This is a genomic window from Haemophilus pittmaniae, from assembly GCF_900186995.1.
Classification (GTDB): Bacteria; Pseudomonadota; Gammaproteobacteria; order Enterobacterales; family Pasteurellaceae; genus Haemophilus_D; species Haemophilus_D pittmaniae.
In genome coordinates, this window is the sequence record NZ_LT906463.1 from 1,783,481 (window position 1) to 1,806,504 (window position 23,024).

Here is a 23,024-nt window from a genome sequence, read left to right on the forward strand (position 1 = left end):
TCCTTAATTAATTGAAATGTTAAGCATTCAGCGTAGCTTGCCAGATTTTCAATGCATCGGCAGTTGCCGCCACATCATGAACGCGTAGAATTTTTGCACCGTTTTGTGCTGCAACTAGCGCACCTACCGCACTTCCAACCAGACGCTCGTCTACCGGTTTGTCCAATACAGCGCCAATCATCGATTTGCGCGAAAGGCCGATTAACAACGCATAGCCATCCTCGGTAAAACGGGCAAGCTGTTGTAATAATTGATAATTATGTTGTACGGTTTTGCCAAAACCAAAACCAACATCCCACAGAATATGTTCCTTAGCCAATCCCGCCGCCAAACAGTCTTGGGTTCGGGCTTGTAAAAACGCATACACTTCCGCAACCACATCGCCATAATGCGGCTCGGTTTGCATTGTGCGCGGTTGCCCCTGCATATGCATAATGCAGGTTGGCAAATTTAGTGCGGCTGCCGTTGCCAAGGCGCCGTCTTCGCGTAAGGCTCGAATATCATTGATCATATCCATACCAACTGTCGCAGCTTGTCGCATCACTTCAGCTTTAGATGTATCAACGGAAATCCAACAATCAAAGCGTTGTGCGACAGCTTCCACGACAGGCACAACGCGCGCTAATTCTTCCTCAAGGGAAACCTCAGCAGCCATCGGACGGGTCGACTCGCCACCAATATCAATAATGGTTGCGCCTTCTTTAAGCATTTTTTCCGCTTGGAATAATGCATTATCCAATTGCAAAAAACGCCCGCTATCGGAAAAGGAATCCGGTGTAACATTGAGGATGCCCATAATTTGCGGCGAACCCAAATCTAGACATTTATTATTGGCGTAAAGTTTCATCACGTCCGGCAGGTATTAAAAAATTGAAGGGCGTCATTATAGCGAAAGATCGACTATTTTTGTATGGAAATGGAGTTTGTTTTTTATATCCCATAAAATCAATAGGTTACACTACTTTTTTAAGCAAACGATGGTTTTCCCAAGGGCATTTTATACGATAAACTGGGTTTTAAAACCAACTCTAATAAAATCAATGAGTTACATGCTATTTTAGATAAAACTTTGATTTTCGATGGGGCGTTTAAGGGAATAAAAAAGGACGGTTTCCCGTCCTTTCATTTATTCACCTTGCAATTATTTAACTTCGCGGAACAAAATTTCGCCCGGAATAACCGAACCTTGCCAGTAAAGCTCACTGGCCACTTTTTCCGCTAATTGTAAGAAGGCTTGGGCGATTTCACCTTGCGGATCTGCTGCCACTGTCGGTTTACCAAAATCCAAATCTTCCCGTAAACGAATATGTAATGGCAATTGGCCAAGCACTTGCACGTTATATTTACGCGCCATTTTTTCTGCGCCACCGGTACCAAAAATTGCTTCATGGTGGCCGCAATTAGAACAAATATGCATCGACATATTTTCAACAATTCCTAATACCGGCACGGAAACCCGTTCGAACATGGCAATGCCCTTCACCGCATCCAATAATGCAATATCCTGTGGCGTTGTTACCACCACGGCACCAGTCACTGGAATCTGTTGGGAAAGGGTTAGCTGAATATCGCCGGTGCCCGGAGGCATATCGATTACTAAATAATCTAGCTCATTCCACAAGGTTTCATTCAATAATTGGCTTAACGCACTGCTAGCCATTGGACCACGCCAAATAGTCGCATTATCATCACTCATCAGATAACCAATGGAATTGCTGTCTAAGCCTAATGCCTTAATTGGGCTGATATGTTGATTATCTGGTGAGGTTGGGCGTTGATCCGCCGCACCTAGCATATGTGGAATCGATGGACCGTAAATATCCGCATCCAAAATACCTACTTTGGCACCTTGTGCTTGCAGAGCCAAAGCTAAATTCACCGATACCGTTGATTTACCAACACCACCTTTCCCCGAAGTCACGGCAATAATATTTTTCACGCCTTTCACCGCCGGTTGGTCGTTGGCACGTTTTAAGGTCGCAATTTGATAATTCACTGCCCATTTAATTTGGCGACACTCGGCTGCGGCTAACAAAGCTTCAGAAACGCTTTGTTTGAGTGCCTCCACACCGGTATTCCAAGCAAAAGGTAATTGCAATTCAATGCGTAGCAAATCACCGGCTTTTTCCGCTTTTTTTAACGCATTTAAAGCAATGAGATCTTTTTTAAGGGTGGGATACTGAAATTGTTGAATGATTTGGCTAATTTGCGCCTGCTGTTGCGGGCTGAGGTTATCGGAGAAAGTTGTTGTCATATCTGTTCCTTGAAAGTAGAGTAAATTTGTCGGGCACATTTAACCATTTTCAGCGCCATCTGTTAAGTAACTTGTTCGTTCAACTAGAAAAAATACCGTTGTTCGGGTATCATACGCGCAATTTTTTTGCACTTTAAACAGAGAAAAACAATGTCAAATTCATCCCGTAAAATTTTAGTGACCTGTGCCTTACCTTATGCCAATGGCGCTATTCATTTGGGTCATATGTTGGAGCATATCCAAGCGGATATTTGGGTTCGCTTTCAACGGATGCGCGGCCACCACGTACATTTTGTGTGTGCAGATGATGCACACGGCACGCCGATTATGCTCAATGCCGATAAATTAGGCATTACTCCGGAGCAGCTTATCGAGCAGGCGAAAGCAGATCATATTCGTGATTTCCAAGGGTTTAATATTAGCTTCGATAATTATCATTCCACCCACAGTGAAGAAAATCGCGAAATCACAGCTGAAATTTACAACAAACTCAACGCAGCCGGTTTTATTAAAACTAAAACTATTTCGCAGCTTTTTGACCCGGAAAAAAATATGTTCTTGCCTGATCGTTTCGTCAAAGGCACTTGTCCGAACTGCGGTGCGGAAGATCAATACGGGGATAACTGCGAGGTCTGTGCATCAACTTATAGCCCAATGGATTTGCTTAATCCGCGTTCAGCGGTTTCCGGTGCAACTCCTATCGTAAAAGAATCGGAACATTTTTTCTTTGATTTACCGGCCTTTGAAGGCATGTTAAAAGACTGGACCCGTTCCGGCACGCTACAGCCGGAAATTGCGAATAAGATGCAGGAATGGTTTGAAAGCGGTTTACAACAATGGGATATTTCCCGTGATGCCCCTTACTTTGGATTCCCAATTCCAGGCACCAAAGACAAATTCTTCTATGTTTGGTTGGATGCGCCAATTGGCTACATGGCATCCTTCAAAAATCTTTGCCAACGTGAAGGACTTGATTTTAATGAATTCTGGGCAGAAGACTCAACTGCCGAGCTTTATCACTTCATCGGTAAGGATATTGTTTATTTCCATAGCCTATTCTGGCCGGCCATGTTGCAAGGTGCAGGATACCGCAAACCGACCAACGTCTTTGCCCACGGCTATGTCACCGTAGACGGCGCGAAAATGTCTAAATCCCGCGGTACCTTTATTCAGGCATCAACCTATTTAAACCATCTTGATCCGGAATGTTTGCGTTATTACTACGCGGCTAAACTCAACGATCGTATTGAAGATCTGGATTTCAATTTGGATGACTTTGTACAACGGGTCAATACCGACATCGTAAATAAGCTGGTCAACCTGGCTTCACGTAATGCCGGTTTTATTGCTAAACGCTTTGACGGTAAATTGGCCAATACCTTGGAAGATACCGCGCTATTTAACGAATTTACCGCGCAAGCGGAGCAGATCGCGAATTATTATGAACAACGCGAATATAACAAAGCGATTCGTGAGATCATGGCATTAACCGATAAAGCCAATAAATACATTGATGAAAAAGCACCTTGGGTATTAGCGAAAGAGGAAGGCAAAGAAAGCGAATTGCAGGCGGTTTGCTCAATGGGTATCGAATTATTCCGTATCTTAATGAGTTATTTAAAACCGGTTCTACCACAATTGGCTGAACGGGCAGAATCCTTCCTGCAAACCGAATTACGTTGGGATAACATTGCCCAACCATTGCACAACCACCAATTAGCGCCGTTTAAAGCCTTGTTCTCGCGTTTGGACAAAAAACAAATTGATGCCGTTGTGGATGAAACCAAAGCATTATTTGCCGCAACACAAACAGCCCCGGCAAGCAAAGCTGCAACAGAATCAGCCAGCAGTAATATCGAACCGATTGCCGATAGCATCAGCATCGATGATTTTGCCAAAATCGATATGCGAGTAGCGAAGGTATTGCAATGTGAGGCGGTTCCGGAATCCAACAAATTGTTGCGTTTCCAATTGGATTTAGGCGATCACCAACGCCAAGTACTTTCTGGTATTAAAGCTGCCTACGGCAAACCGGAAGAACTTGTTGGCCGTTTTGTGATTGTGGTAGCTAACCTTGCTCCACGCAAAATGAAATTCGGAGTTTCAGAAGGAATGATCCTCTCCGCCGGTAGCGGTGGTGCTGACTTATTCCTACTTTCCGCGGATAGCGGAGTCACTGCAGGAATGCAGGTTAAATAAAATAAAGGGCGACACTTGTCGCCTTTTTTATTGCTTAAATTAAGCAAATACCCTAGTATATCACTCAACTTATAGCATCAAAGACAACGAGGAAAATCATATGGCAAAGGAACTCATCTGTTACAAAAGAATGCCCGTATGGACTGCTGATCGCCTACCACAAATGTTTCGCGAAAAGCACAACACGAAAGTCGGTACTTGGGGGAAATTAACCGTATTAAAAGGCCAACTGAAATTTTTCGAGCTCAATGAAGATGGCTCAGTAATTGCCGAACATCTCTTTAGCGCCGGCAGTGAATCACCTTTTGTTGAACCACAAAGCTGGCATCGCGTAGAAGCAGCAAGCGATGACTTAGAGTGTTTTTTGGAATTTTACTGTACGCCAGAAGATTACTTCAGTAAAAAATACAATATGACCGCCACGCATTCGGAAGTGGTCGAAGCCATGCAAACCATCCAGCCATGCAAAGTATTAGATTTAGGTTGTGGCCAAGGACGCAACTCACTTTATTTGGCTCTTAAGGAATTTGATGTCACCGCTTGGGATCACAATGAAAGCAGCTTGGCTTTCTTAAACGAAACCAAGGCAAAAGAAAATTTAGAAATCGACACAGCGCTGTATGATATCAATCAGGCCGCGATTAGTGAAAATTATGATTTTATTCTATCCACTGTTGTCTTTATGTTCTTAGATCGTGCCCGTATTCCGGCGATTATTGACAACATGCAGCAGCACACCAAACCGGGTGGTTATAATCTCATCGTTGCAGCTATGTCCACCGATGATGTACCTTGTCCGTTAGCCTTTTCCTTCACCTTCAAAGAAAATGAATTGAAGGAATATTATCAAGGTTGGCAATTCATTAAATACAATGAAAACATGGGTGAATTGCATAAAACCGATGAAAATGGTAATCGCATTAAAATGAAATTTGTCACCATGCTGGCTAAAAAACCACAATAATTCGATTAGCCACAAACAAGGGCGTTTTATATACGCCCTTGATTTTGTCTAGACGGCAACAAACGCCCCCTCGAAAATCAAAGTTTTTGTCAAAAACAACCATAACCCATTGATTTTATTAGGGTTGATGTAAAATCTATTTTTAGCACATTGCTGTCGTTCAACCGTTCACGGGAAATTTGCCCAATCCCCTATTCCCCCTTATAATCTCCACTCCATTTATCCAAGAATAAAATTGAATGTCCAATAACGCCGGCGCCAATAAAAAAATAGCCAAAAACACTCTCTTTTTGTATATCCGCATGCTCTTCAATATGGGCGCGATGCTCTATATTTCCCGCGTGGTCTTGCGGGTGTTGGGCGTGGAAGATTTTGGTGTCTACAACATTGTTATGGGCGTGGTGATCCTATTTTCATTTTTTAACGGCACCATGACCGCCACTACACAGCGTTTCATTAATGTAGAAAAAGCCTCAGGTGATCCCTTAAAGGTTAATAAAGTCTTCAATATCAGTATCTTAAATCATGTACTGATTATGTTCTTGGTCGTTCTGTTGGCAGAAACCGCCGGCCTATGGTTTCTGAATGTCAAACTTAATATTCCCGCTGCCCGAATGCCTGCAGCCAATATTGTCTATCAATTAGCGCTTTTAATCGCCTTGGTCGAAATCATCAAGGTGCCTTTTAATGCGATGATTGTAGCCCATGAAAAGATGGCTTTTTATGCTTGGCTCGGACTTGCAGAAACAGTACTTAAACTCAGCGCAGTATTTATCCTAATGCATATTGAGCATTACGATAAATTGATTGCCTATGGTGGCTTATTGCTTGGGGTTAGTCTGTCTGTGCTCTGTCTATTTGTGTTTTTCTGTAAACGCACATTTCCTGTGGAAACCCGTTTCCGCTTGTACAAGGATTTAGATAAAACCCGAGAGATGGTGAGTTTCTCCGGTTGGATGCTGTTGGGGCAAGTGGCCGTGGTCGGCTCCACTCAAGGTCTGAATATGGTTACCAACCTATTCTTCGGTGTCCTTGTAAACGCCGCGGTGGGTATTGCTAATCAGGTGGATGCTGCGGTTTATGCCTTCGTGAATAATTTCCAAGTAGCCTTTAATCCGCAATTGGTACAATCCTATGCTGCAAAGGATTATGATCGTAACCGCCGTTTAATTTTGGCTACATCAAAATATTCCCTGTATTTGATTGCAATTTTATCAGCACCGGTCCTCTACTTTAGCCATACTCTGCTCACTTGGTGGTTAGGCGACAATCTACCGCAATATGTAGAACAATTGGTGCAAGCAACCATCCTTTGTTCGCTAATCAGTGCTATGGCCGGTTCTTTTTGGATGACCGCATTGGCGATCGGTGCACAAAGTGTTAAACAATATAATATCGTACTAACCTTAATCGATTTATGCACAGTACCTTTGGCCTACTATCTATTTACCTTAGGATTTAATCCTGTGTATGCCTTTATCGGTAAATTCACAACCGCTATGATTATGCAAATTTACCGACTTTACTTTATTAATAAAAAGGTGAAATTTAACCGTAGTGAATTTGTCTCATACCTGTTCAATGTGGTCGTGATTTTCACCCTAATGCTAAGCCTGATTTATTTATCGGATACCAAAAGAACCTATAGCTTTATGGCTTTCATCGGCGGAGCCTTTATTTTGGAAATCATTTTGATTGCCGTGATTGTGCTGTTTGGTCTTAATCGTCAGGAAAAAAATTTAATTTTTAGCTATATCAACCAGCGAGTACGCAAATGAATCAACAACTTATTGATTTAAAAAACAAACTGTCTCCGATTGCAGATTTAATCAAAGATAAGAGCGATGTTTTTTATTTTGATTACCCCCTACACCTCAATGTAGGTGACTTGTTAATCTACCATGGCACCGAACAGTTCTTTAAGGATCACGGTATTCAAATTCGCCTAAAACTTTGCGAATTTGATATGGATATTGACGAAGTCAAAGCTAAAATCACTGCCAATACGACTATTTTGTTGCATGGCGGCGGTAACTTTGGGGATCTCTATCCACAACACCAAAAAATTCGTGAGGCCATGGTTACTCATTTCCCCAACAATCGAATTATCGTTCTACCGCAAACCCTATACTTTAAAGATACCGACAATTTGCAGCAGTCTGCAAAATTATTCCGTACCCATGCAGATTGTCATCTGATTGCTCGCGATCAACGAACCTTTGATACATTTAAAGCCTTTTCCGAGCATGTTTATCTATCTCCGGATATGGCTCATCAACTTTATGGTAGTTTACCGTGCAAAACTGAAATGACCGGCAAGGCACTCTATTTTTTACGCAAAGATGTAGAAGCAAGTCAAATTGAAAAAGAAATTACAGCAGCATTGCCGGCCGGCGCTCATATTAAAGATTGGGATGATTTACTTTCGATGGTCGATAACAATGTTTTAGCCTTGAGTTGGCGTTTAAGTAAATGGGCTAACCAGCGACAAGCTTACTGGTTGAAAGATCAAATTAACCGTTTTTGGTTTAGATATACGCAAGGAATTACCAAACGGGTAGCGAAAAACTTTCTAAGTTATGACCAAGTCACTACAACCCGTTTACACGGCCATATTTTTTCCTGCCTATTGGAAATCCCAAATACGGTCTGCGATAACGCCTATGGTAAAAATAAAGCTTATGCTGCTTTGTGGACTAAAGAATTGAATTTTGTCACTCTGGAATAAGCATGTTTGAGCTAAAACGTTTAATTACCGCAATGTTACTACCGCCTTTTAATGTCTTAATTTTATTAGGTATCGGTTTACTATTAAGTCGTCTGCAATGGAAAAAACTAGGTCGTTGTTGCCTGTTTCTATCGGTTTTGATTCTGTATATTTTCAGTATTCCCTATACAGCACAACTGTTGAAAGATAGCCTGGTTAAGAATGATGCGTTAAGCCTACAGGAATATCAAAGTGCACAGGCGATCGTATTACTTGGTGGTGGGTTACGAGATAGCCAAGAGCTTTATGCCCCTTTGGCATCTAGTGCAGTACAGTTAGAACGCTTACGTTATGCGGCCTATTTGCAAAAATCCACCGGTTTACCATTACTGATCACGGGAGCCAGCCCAACCGGAGCAATTGAGGCTAAAATTGCTGCACAAGAACTGCAGGAGTTTTTTAATGTGCCTACCCGCTGGATTGAGCCGAAAGCCTTGACGACTAAAGAAAATGCACTTTATAGTCAAAAAATCCTGGCAGAAAACGGTATTCATAAAATTATTTTAGTAACCAATGAATGGCATATGCAACGAGCCAAACTGCTATTTGAACAACAGGGATTTGAAGTGCTCCCTGCTTCCGTAGGTGAAGGTAAAACCCCTGAGGAATATGGAATTAATCTATTTCATTTTGTTCCACAGGGCGGTGCTATGGCTAAGAACACCCAATTACTCAAAGAGTGGTTGGGCTATTGGAAAGAAAAATAGTCTGACAAGGTATTTTATTTATAAGCAAGGAGATTTTTTATGACGCAATTAACCCGTGAACAAATGTTGGCTGTATTTGATCAACGACGCTCTTGTCGTTATTACGATGCCAATAAAAAAATTAGTGATGCAGATTTTGCTGCAATCTTAGAGTTTGCCCGCCAATCTCCTAGTTCTGTTGGTTCTGAACCTTGGCATTTTTTGGTAATTCAGGACAAAGCATTACGTGATAAACTAAAACCCTTTAGCTGGGGCATGGCTACACAATTAGATACTTGTAGCCACTTAGTCATTATTTTAGCGAAGAAAAATGTTCGTTATGACAGTGCATTTTTAATAGATTCGGCAAAACGTCGCGGAGTTGAAGAAGCACAAATGCCGGCAACCATGGCCCGTTATAAAGCCTTTCAAGAAAATGATATGGGCATTGCCGATAATGAGCGAGCTCTATTTGATTGGGCATCCAAGCAAACTTATATTGCCTTGGGTAATATGCTAACCGGTGCGGCAGCCCTAGGCATTGATTCCTGCCCAATCGAAGGTTTTAACTATGCGTTAATGAATCAAACCCTGTCTGAGGCAGGACTTTTTGATCCGCAGGAATATGCAGTATCCGTTGCGGCGACCTTTGGTTATAAGGTCAAAGATATTGCCAAAAAAGCACGTAAACCGTTAGCCGATATAGTAACCTGGGCTAAGTAACAAAATGGCCGCTGATGCGGCCATTTCTATTTCGTATAGAATCAATTTAAAGTTGTCTGATCCGACAATAAATCGTCACATTCCCACCCAATATACTCACCACCAAAATCCAGAGCCAATTGCTCAAACTGTTGTACCAACTCAAAAATTTCGTTGTTATCCAACGGCATTTCCTGTTCTATTTTCACCAAAAAGAAGGGAAGTTCCTCATCATCAATCTTTAATGGTTGGCTTGAATATTTTAATGCACTAAAAGAATATTGCCCTAGACTGAATTCATCCATAAAGGGAAACATTTTCGCTTCTTCATCAAAGTGAAAACTATGTTCCACTAAATAAGTATCCGCTAAATCCCGTCCTTTTTCAGTTAATAAACTCAACACTTCTTCTGTCGCATTTAATTTAATTTCTAAAGGTGATGCCATTAGAAAATCAAAATAGATATCCCAATTGGGATCCTCCTGCACTGTCACATTTTCCACAAAATCAATTTGTTGCAAAACTTCTTGCAACAATTTAGGTTCTTTTGCATAAAAATGCATCTTAGCTTGATGATTACAAATAAAATGACCGGCAAAAAAAACATCTGGTAATGCCGATAATTGTGCCAAAATCTTAAAAATCCGATTAATTAAAATCTCATATTCCGGCTCTGCGGGTAACCCATCCTCATCACCTTGGTAAGGTATCGTTAATTCAACAATTTGGTTTAGCCCTTGATTATGGTATTTTTCAATATCCTCAATATTGGCCGTAAAAACTGCCGCCATACCGTTAACGGTTGAACGATAATTCTGCCAATTTGCCATATCCATAGGCTCTCCTTACTTAAACTCAGCCCAAATCGGAGCATGATCAGATGGTTTATCCATTGCCCGAATATCCAACGCAATACCAACATCAACACAACGTTCGGCAAGTTGACGATTAACTAAAATATGATCGATGCGCAATCCTCGATTATCATCAAATCCTTTCGAACGATAATCAAACCAAGAGAATTTATCATTAACTGTTGGGTTTAATTTACGAAAAGTATCTTCTAAACCATAGTCATATAAACGTTGATACCACTGACGCTCTTCCGGTAAAAAAGAACATTTTCCAGTACGTAACCAACGTTTACGATTTTCTTCACCAATACCAATATCGAGATCGGATGGACTAATATTCATATCTCCCATTATTAAAATAGGATTTTCTGAATCATGTTCTTGTTCAATATAACGCTGTAAATCAGCATAGAATTTTTCTTTAGCAGGAAATTTTGTTTCATGTTGACGACTTTCGCCTTGTGGAAAATAGCCATTAATCGCGGTCAACAGACCAAAATCGGTTTCAAGATCCACCATAATAATACGTTTCTGTGCATCTTCTCCATCACCGGGAAATCCCCTCCGAACAGCTTTTGGCTCCTGCTTAGTCAGAAATGCCACGCCATAATGACCTTTTTGGCCATGGTGAAAAATGTGATACCCAAGATTATCAACCAATTCATAGGGGAACATATCATCAGCCACTTTAATTTCCTGAAGACCAATGACATCGGGTTGATATTTTTCTACGATAGCTTCCAATTGGTGGGGTCTTGCTCGTAACCCATTAATATTAAAAGAAATAAATTTCATAACTGTTCCTTAAAGAATAAAACGGTAGCTATTATAACGAAATTACCACCATTTGCCGTTTAAAAGTCGCATTTATACTCTCTTTTCATTAACCAAGTAATATTCCTTGATCCTATCGATAGACCTAGGGTGTGAATGCTCTCTATAAAGCAATTATTAATCTTAGCTCCAATACAAATTTCGAAATGCTCATAAGAAAAATCAACATCAAAAGTGTAAAAAACTTCAACATGATTTTCTTGTTAATATCATTTTCTCCAGTACAAAATTAGATCTATTTAAAAATTATGGATATTCAAATCCAAATTCGTACTCTTTTAAAAAACCATCAGAAAAGATGAATTTTTCGTAGTATAGTGGCATATCAAATTCTTGTAAAAATTTGCTCTCGCTTTGCTCAGTTACATACATCACAATAGTGTCACTCTTCTCTTGTTGTAGTCTAGTTGGCTTGCCTAACTTACTTAAAAGTATATTTTGCTTCATACCGAGAGAAATACCCGAGTTTGTTGTAAATTCTTTTAGTTTGCTGAAATTTATATCCTCATTCATAAGTTCTCTATCAAAAAACTTAACATTTATTCTTTGAATCTCGTGATTTACACCACAGCAAAAATCAAGGGTCATAACCTGTGTCCTAGATAAATTTACAAACTTTGCTTTTTCACCATCTAAAAAGAATTTGACCTTTTTTGATGCTAAGTGTGTGGTAGATAAAATTTGGCCTATCTTAATCTCATTGATACCTACAGTAGATGGCAAAGTTTGACTAGCCACTAAGCTTAAGGAATTTAAAATGATAAATAATATAAAAAAACACCGCATAGAATTGTTCCTTTACTGTAATTTTTGCAGTCTTAGAATTATTTGAATTTTTTCCTATACCAATAATAGTCTGGCTCCCTCTTCCTTTTTAGTAGACTTTTCATCGTTTTTTAAGCTCAGATACATAATAAGAATGCGGCCAATTCTTTAGCTTTTTTAATCTTTCCCAAAAAATGCTAAAGAATTGACCGCATTACAAATTATTTAATATCTAGATTTCCAATAATAAGCGTGTTGGATCTTCTAAAAGTTCTTTGATTGTGACCAAGAAACCAACGGATTCACGCCCATCAATCAAACGGTGATCATAAGATAAAGCCAAATACATCATCGGACGAATCACTACTTCTCCATTTAACGCTATTGGGCGTTCTTTTATTGCATGCATACCTAAAATCGCACTTTGTGGTGGATTAATGATAGGTGTGGACATTAAAGAACCAAATACACCACCATTGGTGATAGTGAAGTTACCTCCGGTTAAATCTTCAACGGTTAATTTTCCGTCCCGTCCTTTTTCAGCAAGCTGTTTGATATTTTTCTCAATATCCGCCATGCTTAGCTTATCGCAATCACGCAATACCGGAGTAACCAAACCTCGCGGCGTAGAAACCGCGATACTAACATCAAAGTAATTATGGTAAACCACATCATTATCATCAATAGAAGCATTAACTTCTGGGTAACGTTTCAAAGCTTCCACAACGGCTTTAATATAAAAAGACATAAAACCCAAACGCACACCATGTTGTTTTTCAAATTTTTCACCATAGGTTTTACGTAATGTCATAATAGGCTGCATATCAACTTCATTGAAGGTTGTTAACATCGCCGTACTATTTTTAGCTTCTAACAAACGCTCCGCAATACGTTTACGTAACCTTGTCATAGGTACACGTTTTTCACTACGTGACTGATACGCAACAGTACTGATCGTATTGTGTTCCGTTGCAATATTTTGTTTAACGCTAGCTTGCTCACGTCTTGTAATTTCCCGTTCTACATCTTCACGGGTTAAACGACCACCTACGCCAGTTCCTCGAATATCCTCAGCATTTAAATTATTTGCCGCTAATAACCTACGGATTGCCGGACCTTGATCGTCGGCATGGCTATGGCTATTTTCAATCGCCGCCTGTTGACGATCCGATGGTGTCGGCTCATTTGTATCTTTCGGCCCAATTGAACTAATATCTCCCGCCTGTAGAGTCGAAAGAACGCCAAGCACCTGTTTGCTCACTACTGTAGCACCTTCATCCTGGAGAATATCAGCTAATACGCCATCACTAAGTGCCGGCACTTCTAGAACAACTTTATCGGTTTCAATTTCAACTAGAACTTCATCACGTTTTACCGCCTCTCCTACTTTTTTGTGCCAGGTTGCGACTGTTGCGTCCGCTACAGATTCCGGTAAATCAGGAACTAAAATATCGATTGTCATTAGATCTTTCCTTTTAAACTATAAAATTTCTCAATACAGAAGCCTTAGAATGAAAGTGCATCTGCGACTAATTGTTTCTGTTGTTGGGTATGTAATGAAACATAGCCTACGGCTGGAGAGGCTGATGCTGGACGGCCGGCGTATTTCAATTTCACACCATCAGGCAAAGAGCTTTCAAAGTTATGTTTACTACAATACCAAGCCCCTTGGTTAAGTGGCTCTTCTTGACACCAAACAAAATCAGTTACATGGGAATAAGGCTCTAACACCGCTTTTACATCATCATGAGGATAAGGGTATAGCTGTTCAATTCGAATAATCGCAACATCCTGTTGTGCATTTGCTCGGCGTTGCTCCAATAAATCGTAATACACTTTACCTGCACAAAGCACAACTCGTTTAACTTTTTTCGGATCCAACGGGTCAACTTCACCAATGACGTTCTGGAATTCACCGTTAATTAATTCATCCATTGAGGAAACAGCTAACGGATGACGTAACAAGGATTTTGGTGAAATACCAATTAGTGGACGTCGCATCTTACGTAAGAATTGACGACGTAACATGTGGTAAACCTGCGCTGGTGTAGATGGAATACACACCTGCATATTTTGTTGTGCACAAAGTTGCAAATAGCGTTCTAAACGGGCTGAGGAGTGTTCCGGACCTTGGCCTTCATAGCCATGTGGCAATAACATAACCAAACCGCACATTCTGCCCCATTTTTGTTCACCGGAACTGATAAATTGGTCAATTACGATCTGAGCACCATTGGCAAAATCACCAAATTGAGCCTCCCAAATCGTTAAGGTTTTAGGATCGGTAGTGGCATAACCATACTCAAATGCTAATACGGATTCTTCTGAAAGCACCGAATCCCATACTTCAAAATGACCTTGATTCGCATGTAGATGTGTTAACGGAACATAACCTGTACCATCGTTTTGGTTATGAACTACGGCATGACGATGGAAGAATGTTCCTCGTCCCGCATCTTCTCCAGATAACCGTACGTTAGCTCCTTCATCAAGTAAAGTGGCATAAGCCATTGTTTCTGCCATCCCCCAATCCAGTAATTTATCTCCGGCAGCCATTGCTTTGCGATCCTCATAGATTTTTTCTACACGAGGATGAGCACGCAACGCATCTGGATATTCAGCAACACGTTTTGCCAAAGTCACAAAACGTTCTTTAGGGAAAGCGGCATGATAAGGAGAAGTCCAATCATGATCGAGATATTGCAACCAATCCATTTTAGCCACATCCATCTCCCGCCATTCGGCAACCACACGCTCACCGTTATCTAAAGCATCGCGATACAAGTTCATCATTTCTGTCACTTCTGACTCAGTGATAACACCTTCGGCGATTAAACGATCTGCATATACTTTGCGTGGCGTTGGATGTTTTTTGATAATACCGTACATCATTGGTTGAGTTGCCAATGGCTCGTCCGCCTCATTATGTCCATGACGACGATAAGAAATTAAATCAATAAAAATATCCCGTTTAAATAATGTCCGGTATTCCACAGCCATTCTTGCTGCAAAAGCCACCGCTTCAGGATCATCACCATTTACATGGATAATTGGCGCCTGAATCATTTTTGCAATATCCGTACAATATTCCGTAGAACGAGTATCACGTGGGTTAGAAGTGGTAAAACCAATTTGGTTATTGATCACAATACGTATCGTACCACCGACGGAATAACCCCGAGTATTGGATAAATTAAGGGTTTCCTGCACGATACCTTGTCCTGCAACTGCTGAATCACCATGTACCGTAACTGCTAAAACACGATTACGATCAGCATCATTATGTTTAGTTTGGCGAGCGCGTACCGCTCCAGCAACTACCGGACTGACAATTTCTAGGTGAGATGGGTTAAATGCCAAAGTTAAATGCATTTTACGTTCATCGCCCAAAGCGAAATCCGATGAGAAACCTTGGTGATATTTCACATCCCCTGTACGTTCCCCTGTCGTATGTTTACCGGCAAATTCATCAAATAAATCCTCAGGACGTTTACCTAAGACATTCACCAACATATTCAAACGTCCACGGTGCGCCATACCAAACACAACGTCGGTAACGCCTTGCTGTCCCGAATGACGAATGATTTCTTTCACCAATGGAATAAAGGCATCACTCCCCTCTAGCGAAAAACGTTTTGCTCCCGGGAATTTTGCGCCAAGATAACGCTCAAGCCCATCCGCTGCCGTCAATTCATTTAAGAGATTAATTTTTTCCTCTTTACTGAATAATGGTTTTTCTAAACGGCTTTCCAACTTTCCTTGTAACCAAAGTTTTTGTTCCATATCCTGCACATGCATAAATTCCAAACCAATTGAGCCACAATAGGTCTCTTTTAACATGTGGGCCAATTCACCTAATTTAATCGTATCGCGTTTATAGACGTAATGGTTGATATTAAAAGTTTCATCAAGATCTTGTTCTGTTAGGCCATGATAATGGTAATCCAATTCAGGCACATGGGAGGTTTTCCAACGGTAGTAATTGAGGGGATCTAAATGGGCCTCGAGGTGGCCGCGAAAGCGATAAGCGTTAATAAATTGTAAAACTTTTACCAATTTCGCGCTGGCTTCAGGATCGATTACCGTCACAGTTTCACTTGAGTGCTCGCGAGCCAAACGGCGGAAATAATCACGCACCGGCGAATGTGGTTGTTCAACTGTGGTTGATACCTTTGGTAATGCATCAAAAATCGCACGCCAATCAGCATCAATAGAGTCAGGATCGGTTAAATAACTCTCGTACAATTCTTCGATATAAGATTGATTAGCACCACCTAATGCTGTACTGGCTAACCAGTCATCAAAGGCTTTATATTGCATTTTTACCCCCTCGGTCGGTATGAATAACGACCCATTATACATAGGATAAAATGGGAAATAATCGTAAAAGTGAAGTTTGTTACAAAATTGTGATCTTTCTCAAAGAAAAAAACATAAAAAAACCGCATCTATACAATGCGGTTTTTTATTTGATAAAAGTTCTCTTAGAAAGTTAAGTAAGGGGTAATTTTCTCAATGGTAGTTTCACCTAATCCATCAATTTTTGAAAGCTCAGCTACATTTTTGATTTTGCCCACTTTATTGCGGTAATCGATGATCGCCTGAGCCTTTTTCTCGCCAATGCCAGAAAGTTTTTGTAAGGTCGCCGCATCCGCATTATTTACATTCACCTTTGCAGATTTCTTAATCTTCTCTTGCGTATCGTTTACTTTCTCTTTTGCTTTAGCCTTTGCATCATCGGCTTTCTTTTGCATCGTCTCTTTAACGGAAGCACCATCAGTCGCCTTTGCATTCTCCTTCACTGATTGTACTTTTTCCTTAACGCTATCCACTTTCTTTGTGAGCGCGTTTTTATCCGCCACAGAGGATTCTTTTAATGCTTTAGATTTTGCTGCCACGCTATCTTTCGTCGAATCAACATTGCTTTGAAGCGTAGTTTTTGCCTCGCTCATTGCATTATCTTTGACTACCGTTAATGGGTTATTTGTTGCTAAAGCACTACCGGAAACAGCAAGAGCCAAAGCAGATAACGTTAATAATGATTTTAATGATTTCATAAAAGCTCCTATGTTGCTATCAAAACCGGTGCTAGGACTCATTACCAACGGATTAGTTCAACCTTTCATTATTTCACAAATGGATTTTGTGCTTTTTCACGTTCGATCGTTGTATATGGGCCATGTCCAGCTACCACAATCATTTCCCCAGGCAGAGTAAACAATTTCTGGCGAATGGAGGCTAATAAAGTCGACAAATCGCCTCGAGGAAAGTCAGTACGCCCAATGCTATTTTGAAATAACACATCACCGGTAAACGCAATCTTTTTCTCATGCTCAATAAATCCGATATGCCCCGGGGTATGCCCTGGCAAATGTAGAATTTCAAAATTGGCACCTGCAACATTCAGCACTTCACCCTCTTGATCTAAAAAACGATCCGGCTCAAAAGGTGCAATATAAGGTAAACCAAACATTTGCGCCTGCTGTGGGAGCGTTTCAAATAAAAATCGATCGTCAGATGCTGGCCCTAAAATCTGCGCATCAAAATGCGCTTTCAAGGCTTCTGCGGCACCGACATGATCGAGATGGCCATGGGTAAGCAAAATTGTGCGTAGATGCAGCCCTAATTCTTCAATACGCGCTATCAAACGTGGGGCTTCACCACCAGGATCGATAATTGCTGCATTTTTTTCATCATCCCAAATCAGAGAGCAATTTTGTTGGAAAGAGGTGACTGGAATAATTTCAATATTCATAATTGCTACCTTATGCGTTATAACAAAAGGCCGCATAGCAATGCGGCCCATCTTTTATGTTCTTCAGAACTGCGTTTTAAGAATATGCTTTACAGATATTTAAACGCCCTATCGTTTTTTAGAGTTTTCTCAAAAACAACACCTAACTCATTGATTTTATTAGAGTTTATTTTAAAATCCAGTTTTACATCAAACACCGCGCCAGGTTCGGTTCGGGCCGGTGTCCACATGAACAAAATTACTGTGCGGATAATATCCCACGCCACCACTTTGCAGATTTTCTGCGGCCTGCCGTAAACGAGCCAAAGGGACTGTATTGATTCTAAAATCAATCGCTTGGCCTTTTATATGATAGCTGTTGCTCGCTACACCGCGACTTTGACGATGACGCATAGCGTTAGTCGCAGCGCTGCGATAACCACAAATTACTTGAATTTCCGCATTACGTAAGTTTAGTGCGCTTTGAATACGATAAAATTTTAGAAATAAATTCGGATCCATACGGCGAACCTGATCGGTACGACGATCCCGCATAAAATAATCCATCTTGCCAAGTAGCGTACGATTAAACCCGCCATTAGCAGCATATTCACCAACCAATCGCTCACCGGTATTAACATTATAAAAACTTAACAAGCGCGGCTTCGGCGTCGAAACCATGGCCATCGCCGCATTTGGTAAGGCACACGCGCCCAACACAATGCCACCGAGCGAAAGCCATTTACGACGATGCCGATCGATTTGTTCCATTTTTTCTACCCTCAACTAACTGACTAGATGGCTAGACTCTTTAGACGGCCGATAGTTCAGTTAAAAAATTATAAATATTTGCTGACCACACTCCAGTTAATGCCATTGAAATTGGCCTGGCTATCGTAGTTATAAATATCCGGTAATGACTGCAAACGGCCATTATCAATCCATGCCGTCACATAATATAAAAATACCGGATCATTAGTGCGAATTGACGCAGACGTTGTTTTTTTGCTGGCTAAAACACTATTGATTTTATCCTTAGACCAGCCGGCTTCCTGCAATAAAATATCCGCTAATTGTGATGATTTATCCACCCGCACACAACCGGAACTCAACGCACGGTCTTTTTTGTCGAACAAGGCATGATTCGGAGTATCGTGTAAATAAATGGCATCACTGCTTGGCATATTGAATTTATAGCTGCCTAATGCACTATCCCCCGCTGCTTGACGAATGCGATACGGGAATTTGTTGCCAATGGAGCTCCAATCGATCGAATAAGGATCAATTACATTGCCACGACTATCCAAAATAGAATAGTTATGCGCTAATGCATATCCCGGATCCTGTTTCAATTTTGGCAAAATATCTTCATTAATTAAGCGGGTTGGTGCATTCCAAGGCGGATTCACCACCACATTACTTAAACGGCTATACATTACCGGTGTACGACGTGCATTTTTACCGACAATCACGCGGGAATCCAACAACACTTTACCATCTCGATAATATTTCAACTGGTAACTTGGAATATTCACAAAAATACCGTCTTGAAAATCAGGAATTACCCGTAAACGTTGCGCATTAAGCGCGAGTTTCTTACCGTTGGCAGAAAGCCCAGAAGCTGAAATCATACTAGGTAAAGCAGCTAAAGTTTGATGGTATAGGCGATTGGTTCCAGACAAGCTATTAACAAACTCAAGCAATTGTTTATTTTGAGTTGCCGTCTGCCATTCATTGAGCTGTTCTGCTGTCGGTTGTTGGGCTTTATAACCATTGCTACCATATAACCAACGTTGTGCCTGTTGTGAAACATTTTTAGCGTAGTACAGATAATCTAAAAAGGCGTCAGTTAACAAGACATCGTAAGTTAAGCCACCAAGCTGCTCAGATTGCTGAATCGCTTCCAATGATTGACCGGAACGTTTGGAAATACCAGAGGCAACAAAGGCTGCGTAATCACGCAAAAATTGACGTTCAGCAGCTTTATCCTGCCAAAGCAATTGATATTTATTGTCCGCATAAAGCTTGGCGAGTAAAGGTTTAAACTGCAATTGCTGTTCACCGATTTCATGAATCAATGACATTTCCAACATTGCCTGTTTTTCTGCTGCTAAACGTTTTTGATCTTCGGCGATTTCCGCTTCTACTTTCGCCCGTTCTTCCGGACTTAGCTTACTTAAATCTATCTGTTGGGCTACAGGTTGAGATTGTTGATTTTTAGCCCAATCGGCCAATGCACAACCACTACTCAACACCGATAAAGTCACGGCCAATAGGCTGAGTTTTGCTGTCCCTTTTAACATTGCTTATACCTTTTTATTCATAAATAAACCGCACCGAAGTGCGGTTAAAAGTTATTATTTATCCGCTTGGGCTTTATCGGCCTCTTGGCGTAATTGATTATCTATTTTTTGTTGCTCTGCAGATAGCTTAACTAAATCCGCAGCAATTTTTTCCGCTTCTTTTAAGAAGAAATCCGGAGCTTCATAATCCTTCGGTAAATCATCGATATCCTTAAGCGGTTTCTTACCTTCCCGTTTAAAGCGTTCATTGATTTCTTTTAAATGACGAGCATCATCCTTATCATTTTCAGCTTTACGTTCCTGATAATTTAGCGACAGGAATTTACGATCGCGACGTTCATCACGCACTTTTAAATCTTCTGCCAACGCAACAAATTCAGGATCCTTAGCGATACGAGCCAAATGTTTATCGGTAAGAACTGTCACATCTTTACGGGCATCACCGGCTTGAACATAAGTCGCTGCCGGAATTTTATCCCAAGGAAGAGCGTTATCTTCTTTTTCTTCACCGTTTTCTTTGGCATCAATAATTTCCGGGAAGTTAATATCTGCCGAAACGCCTTTTAATTGGGTTGATCCACCATTAATTCGATAGAATTTCTGGATGGTATATTGCAATACGCCTAATGGAGTTTGGTCCAAATCGTACACAAAATTTAACGAACGACTTTGTTGCACAGTGCCTTTACCGAAAGTATTTTGGCCGATAATAATCGCCCGGCCGTAATCCTGCATCGCTGCGGCAAAAATTTCTGAAGCGGAAGCACTAAAACGATCCACCATCACTAATAATGGCCCTTTATATTGTTGGGTATTATCATCATCTTCATGTACACGAATGCGCTGATAAGCATCACGTACCTGAACTACCGGCCCATCGGTAATAAATAATCCACTCAAGGCAACGGCTTCGGTTAGCGCACCACCACCATCTTCACGTAAATCAATAATAAGCGCACCGATATTTTTCTTTTCGGCATCACTTAGCAATTTTTTCACATCTTCGGTTAAACCAATGTAGAAACTTGGCACCTTGATCACGCCAATAGTTTCTCCATCAACCTTGCTCACGGTTAATTTAGCCGCTTGATCTTCAATGCGAACCTTATCTCGGACAATCGTAACAATAGAGCTTTTACCACCCTTAGCCGGTTCGATTTCCAAACGGACTTTAGTCCCTTTTTTACCCTTGATTTTGTCAACGATATCTTCTAGGCGCCAACCGATAACATCTTCAATCTCACCTTTAGCCTGCCCTACACCAATAATCTTATCACCGGCGTGTAGTTTTTTACTGCGTTCAGCCGGAGCACCTGGAACTAAGGATTTAATCGTAGTTTCATCATCTTCGGACTGCAGGGTTGCACCAATCCCTTCAAGAGAAAGATTCATGCTTTCACTAAAGCTTTTTGCGGTACGTGGTGCCAAATAACTGGTATGAGGATCAATTTCACGCGCAAACGCATTAAGGTAAACTTGCACAATATCATCAGCTTTGGTTTGAGTAAGACGACGGATGGCCAAATTATAACGTTTGGTTAATTTATCTTTAATCTCAGGCCATTTTTTGTCTTTTAACTTAAGCGCAATGACATCGTTTTTTACCCGCTCTTCCCACAGTCTATCCGCATCTGCAGTAGTTTTAGGGAAAGCAGCCTTTTCACGATCAATTTCAACTTGATCGTTACCACTTAAATTAGGTTCTTTATCCAACAAGGATAACGCATAAGCATAACGCTCATAACGACGTTTCATCATTAAGTCGTACATAGCAAATGCCGCTGAAAGATCTCCTTCATTAAGCTGATCATCTAATTTCGTACCGTATTTAGCACGTAATTCATCGACATCTGATTGCAAAAAGGTATTACGACTATAGTCAAGCCCTTTGAGATAGCGATCAAAAATTTTCTCGGAAAATGCATCATCCAACTGAAATTTACGATAATGGGATTGAGTTAAACGGGTAGTGGCCCGTTTAGTCGCAAGCTGCTGCGCTTCAGTCGCACTTGGCGTAACAATCTCACTGGATTTAATCTGCGGCGAGACAGCCAAAGCTGTACCTTGATATAAGCAAAAAGCCCCTAAAATAGCTGAGGCAATAAGCGTTTTAGTGGTCGTTAATTTCATTGAATCTTCTCTTTTCCGATAAATTACTTAAATTAAGCAAATAAGCGATCGGCAGTAACTGTCATCACCACACCGTTGGCTAATTCAACCCGTGCGGCATCTTTTTGAATTTCAAGTACCGTGGCCGCTTTTGCTTGACCACCGGCTTTAACTTTAACCTGTGCACCAATAGCCAACTTAGTTAAATCTACTGCATTAAATTTCGCTTGTGGACGACGTGGTTTATTGGTCGGTTGTGGTTTACGCTGACGACGTTGTTGTGCTCGTTTCTCAGCTGCTTCAGCTTTTCTTTTTTCAGCAACTTTAGCTTTTGCTTCAGCTAATTGAGTTGCGGCAAAGGCTGCTTGTTCCGCATCCAATACACCGGCAGGATTACCGTATAAATCAACACGTTCTGCACCTTCACGACAACCATATAAATAACGCCAATTAGACGTATATTGACGCAATACATGACGTAACTGAGTTTTACTCACCCGTGGGTCATCGGCCAATGCATCGGCTAAATCTTGGAATAAACCAATTTTTAGCGGTTTGGCTTCCCCTTCCAAAATGAAGCAAAGTGGGAATTTCTCAGCCAAATAATTCAAAATATCTTTATTATTGGTTAGCTTTTGACCGTCTTGTTCATTGACGGCAACAGCGTCGGTTTGCGCTACGGTTTCGTTTTGATCGGCTACCGGCGTTTGCACTTCCGCATCAGTTTGCACATCAAGTTGAGATTCTGTCATTTTATTGTCCTAAAGATTAAAGATAAAAAACCCGCGCATTCTATCTTACTTTCAGCACTGTTGACAATAGATGCCCCCTATCACGGGAACGATCTTGGCAA

At 41.0% G+C, this 23,024-nt stretch carries 19 protein-coding genes; 6 read left to right on the forward strand and 13 right to left on the reverse strand.

The window, feature by feature from the left end; all coding sequences use genetic code 11:
- Positions 1 to 19 precede the first annotated feature (19 nt).
- Positions 20 to 847, reverse strand: coding sequence for a dihydropteroate synthase (folP, locus tag CKV74_RS08615; RefSeq protein ID WP_007241391.1), 828 nt, complete (start codon positions 845 to 847; stop codon positions 20 to 22).
- Positions 848 to 1,141: 294 nt separating this feature from the next.
- Positions 1,142 to 2,254 carry an iron-sulfur cluster carrier protein ApbC gene (gene apbC / locus CKV74_RS08620; RefSeq protein ID WP_007241385.1) on the reverse strand — a complete coding sequence of 371 codons (1,113 nt, stop codon included), beginning with the start codon at positions 2,252 to 2,254 and terminating at the stop codon, positions 1,142 to 1,144.
- Positions 2,255 to 2,380: 126 nt separating this feature from the next.
- Between apbC and metG the strand changes: the two genes are divergently transcribed.
- From metG to CKV74_RS08650, 6 genes are all read left to right on the forward strand, one after another.
- Entirely contained in the window at positions 2,381 to 4,453 is a 2,073-nt protein-coding gene (gene metG, locus CKV74_RS08625) for a methionine--tRNA ligase (RefSeq protein ID WP_269457016.1), read from the forward strand.
- A 100-nt stretch (positions 4,454 to 4,553) separates the two neighbouring features.
- Positions 4,554 to 5,417, forward strand: a complete 864-nt coding sequence (tehB, locus tag CKV74_RS08630) for an SAM-dependent methyltransferase TehB (protein ID WP_095177016.1) — start codon at positions 4,554 to 4,556, stop codon at positions 5,415 to 5,417.
- A gap of 239 nt (positions 5,418 to 5,656) precedes the next feature.
- Positions 5,657 to 7,195, forward strand: a complete 1,539-nt coding sequence (locus CKV74_RS08635) for a lipopolysaccharide biosynthesis protein (protein ID WP_095177017.1) — start codon at positions 5,657 to 5,659, stop codon at positions 7,193 to 7,195.
- Positions 7,192 to 8,145 (forward strand): polysaccharide pyruvyl transferase family protein, encoded by a 954-nt coding sequence (locus CKV74_RS08640; protein WP_095177018.1) that lies wholly within the window; start codon positions 7,192 to 7,194, stop codon positions 8,143 to 8,145. The genes CKV74_RS08635 and CKV74_RS08640 overlap by 4 nt, the downstream gene beginning before the upstream one ends.
- A gap of 2 nt (positions 8,146 to 8,147) precedes the next feature.
- A complete protein-coding gene (locus CKV74_RS08645; protein WP_095177019.1) occupies positions 8,148 to 8,891 on the forward strand; it encodes a YdcF family protein in 744 nt (247 codons plus the stop codon).
- Positions 8,892 to 8,930: 39 nt separating this feature from the next.
- Entirely contained in the window at positions 8,931 to 9,593 is a 663-nt protein-coding gene (locus CKV74_RS08650) for an NAD(P)H-dependent oxidoreductase (protein WP_095177020.1), read from the forward strand.
- A gap of 41 nt (positions 9,594 to 9,634) precedes the next feature.
- Here CKV74_RS08650 and CKV74_RS08655 read toward each other — a convergent pair whose 3' ends face one another.
- The 11 genes from CKV74_RS08655 to proQ all read right to left on the reverse strand — a co-directional run bounded on the left by CKV74_RS08655 (position 9,635) and on the right by proQ (position 22,923).
- On the reverse strand, positions 9,635 to 10,408 hold the full coding sequence (locus CKV74_RS08655) for a TIGR01619 family protein (protein ID WP_095177021.1): 774 nt from the start codon (positions 10,406 to 10,408) through the stop codon (positions 9,635 to 9,637).
- A gap of 9 nt (positions 10,409 to 10,417) precedes the next feature.
- On the reverse strand, positions 10,418 to 11,221 hold the full coding sequence (gene xthA / locus CKV74_RS08660) for an exodeoxyribonuclease III (protein WP_007241337.1): 804 nt from the start codon (positions 11,219 to 11,221) through the stop codon (positions 10,418 to 10,420).
- 285 nt (positions 11,222 to 11,506) lie between these two features.
- Positions 11,507 to 12,046, reverse strand: a complete 540-nt coding sequence (locus CKV74_RS10515) for a hypothetical protein (RefSeq protein WP_167373268.1) — start codon at positions 12,044 to 12,046, stop codon at positions 11,507 to 11,509.
- Between the two features lie 211 nt (positions 12,047 to 12,257).
- Positions 12,258 to 13,487 (reverse strand): 2-oxoglutarate dehydrogenase complex dihydrolipoyllysine-residue succinyltransferase, encoded by a 1,230-nt coding sequence (odhB, locus tag CKV74_RS08670; RefSeq protein WP_007241313.1) that lies wholly within the window; start codon positions 13,485 to 13,487, stop codon positions 12,258 to 12,260.
- 44 nt (positions 13,488 to 13,531) lie between these two features.
- Positions 13,532 to 16,345 (reverse strand): 2-oxoglutarate dehydrogenase E1 component, encoded by a 2,814-nt coding sequence (sucA, locus tag CKV74_RS08675; protein ID WP_095177022.1) that lies wholly within the window; start codon positions 16,343 to 16,345, stop codon positions 13,532 to 13,534.
- A gap of 164 nt (positions 16,346 to 16,509) precedes the next feature.
- Positions 16,510 to 17,082, reverse strand: coding sequence for a ComEA family DNA-binding protein (locus CKV74_RS08680; RefSeq protein ID WP_007241358.1), 573 nt, complete (start codon positions 17,080 to 17,082; stop codon positions 16,510 to 16,512).
- Positions 17,083 to 17,150: 68 nt separating this feature from the next.
- The gene (locus tag CKV74_RS08685) at positions 17,151 to 17,780 is read right to left on the reverse strand and encodes an MBL fold metallo-hydrolase (RefSeq protein WP_007241353.1); all 630 of its coding nucleotides are present in this window, start codon (positions 17,778 to 17,780) and stop codon (positions 17,151 to 17,153) included.
- A 189-nt stretch (positions 17,781 to 17,969) separates the two neighbouring features.
- Positions 17,970 to 18,530: a peptidoglycan L,D-endopeptidase MepK gene (locus tag CKV74_RS08690; protein ID WP_007241370.1), complete on the reverse strand. Its 561-nt coding sequence runs from the start codon at positions 18,528 to 18,530 to the stop codon at positions 17,970 to 17,972.
- A 68-nt stretch (positions 18,531 to 18,598) separates the two neighbouring features.
- Positions 18,599 to 20,062, reverse strand: coding sequence for a L,D-transpeptidase family protein (locus CKV74_RS08695; protein WP_095177023.1), 1,464 nt, complete (start codon positions 20,060 to 20,062; stop codon positions 18,599 to 18,601).
- A 54-nt stretch (positions 20,063 to 20,116) separates the two neighbouring features.
- The gene (gene prc, locus CKV74_RS08700) at positions 20,117 to 22,192 is read right to left on the reverse strand and encodes a carboxy terminal-processing peptidase (RefSeq protein WP_007241345.1); all 2,076 of its coding nucleotides are present in this window, start codon (positions 22,190 to 22,192) and stop codon (positions 20,117 to 20,119) included.
- A gap of 32 nt (positions 22,193 to 22,224) precedes the next feature.
- Positions 22,225 to 22,923, reverse strand: coding sequence for an RNA chaperone ProQ (proQ, locus tag CKV74_RS08705; RefSeq protein WP_007241341.1), 699 nt, complete (start codon positions 22,921 to 22,923; stop codon positions 22,225 to 22,227).
- Between the last annotated feature and the right edge of the window lie 101 nt (positions 22,924 to 23,024).

Bases quoted from the DNA above. Each gene is read 5' to 3' on its own strand.
- folP (WP_007241391.1), bottom strand. From the start codon at position 847: ATGAAACTTTACGCCAATAATAAATGTCTAGATTTGGGTTCGCCGCAA.
- apbC (WP_007241385.1), bottom strand. From the start codon at position 2,254: ATGACAACAACTTTCTCCGATAACCTCAGCCCGCAACAGCAGGCGCAA.
- tehB (WP_095177016.1), top strand. From the start codon at position 4,554: ATGGCAAAGGAACTCATCTGTTACAAAAGAATGCCCGTATGGACTGCT.
- CKV74_RS08635 (WP_095177017.1), top strand. From the start codon at position 5,657: ATGTCCAATAACGCCGGCGCCAATAAAAAAATAGCCAAAAACACTCTC.
- CKV74_RS08640 (WP_095177018.1), top strand. From the start codon at position 7,192: ATGAATCAACAACTTATTGATTTAAAAAACAAACTGTCTCCGATTGCA.
- CKV74_RS08645 (WP_095177019.1), top strand. From the start codon at position 8,148: ATGTTTGAGCTAAAACGTTTAATTACCGCAATGTTACTACCGCCTTTT.
- CKV74_RS08650 (WP_095177020.1), top strand. From the start codon at position 8,931: ATGACGCAATTAACCCGTGAACAAATGTTGGCTGTATTTGATCAACGA.
- CKV74_RS08655 (WP_095177021.1), bottom strand. From the start codon at position 10,408: ATGGATATGGCAAATTGGCAGAATTATCGTTCAACCGTTAACGGTATG.
- xthA (WP_007241337.1), bottom strand. From the start codon at position 11,221: ATGAAATTTATTTCTTTTAATATTAATGGGTTACGAGCAAGACCCCAC.
- CKV74_RS10515 (WP_167373268.1), bottom strand. From the start codon at position 12,046: ATGCGGTGTTTTTTTATATTATTTATCATTTTAAATTCCTTAAGCTTA.
- odhB (WP_007241313.1), bottom strand. From the start codon at position 13,487: ATGACAATCGATATTTTAGTTCCTGATTTACCGGAATCTGTAGCGGAC.
- sucA (WP_095177022.1), bottom strand. From the start codon at position 16,345: ATGCAATATAAAGCCTTTGATGACTGGTTAGCCAGTACAGCATTAGGT.
- CKV74_RS08680 (WP_007241358.1), bottom strand. From the start codon at position 17,082: ATGAAATCATTAAAATCATTATTAACGTTATCTGCTTTGGCTCTTGCT.
- CKV74_RS08685 (WP_007241353.1), bottom strand. From the start codon at position 17,780: ATGAATATTGAAATTATTCCAGTCACCTCTTTCCAACAAAATTGCTCT.
- CKV74_RS08690 (WP_007241370.1), bottom strand. From the start codon at position 18,530: ATGGAACAAATCGATCGGCATCGTCGTAAATGGCTTTCGCTCGGTGGC.
- CKV74_RS08695 (WP_095177023.1), bottom strand. From the start codon at position 20,062: ATGTTAAAAGGGACAGCAAAACTCAGCCTATTGGCCGTGACTTTATCG.
- prc (WP_007241345.1), bottom strand. From the start codon at position 22,192: ATGAAATTAACGACCACTAAAACGCTTATTGCCTCAGCTATTTTAGGG.
- proQ (WP_007241341.1), bottom strand. From the start codon at position 22,923: ATGACAGAATCTCAACTTGATGTGCAAACTGATGCGGAAGTGCAAACG.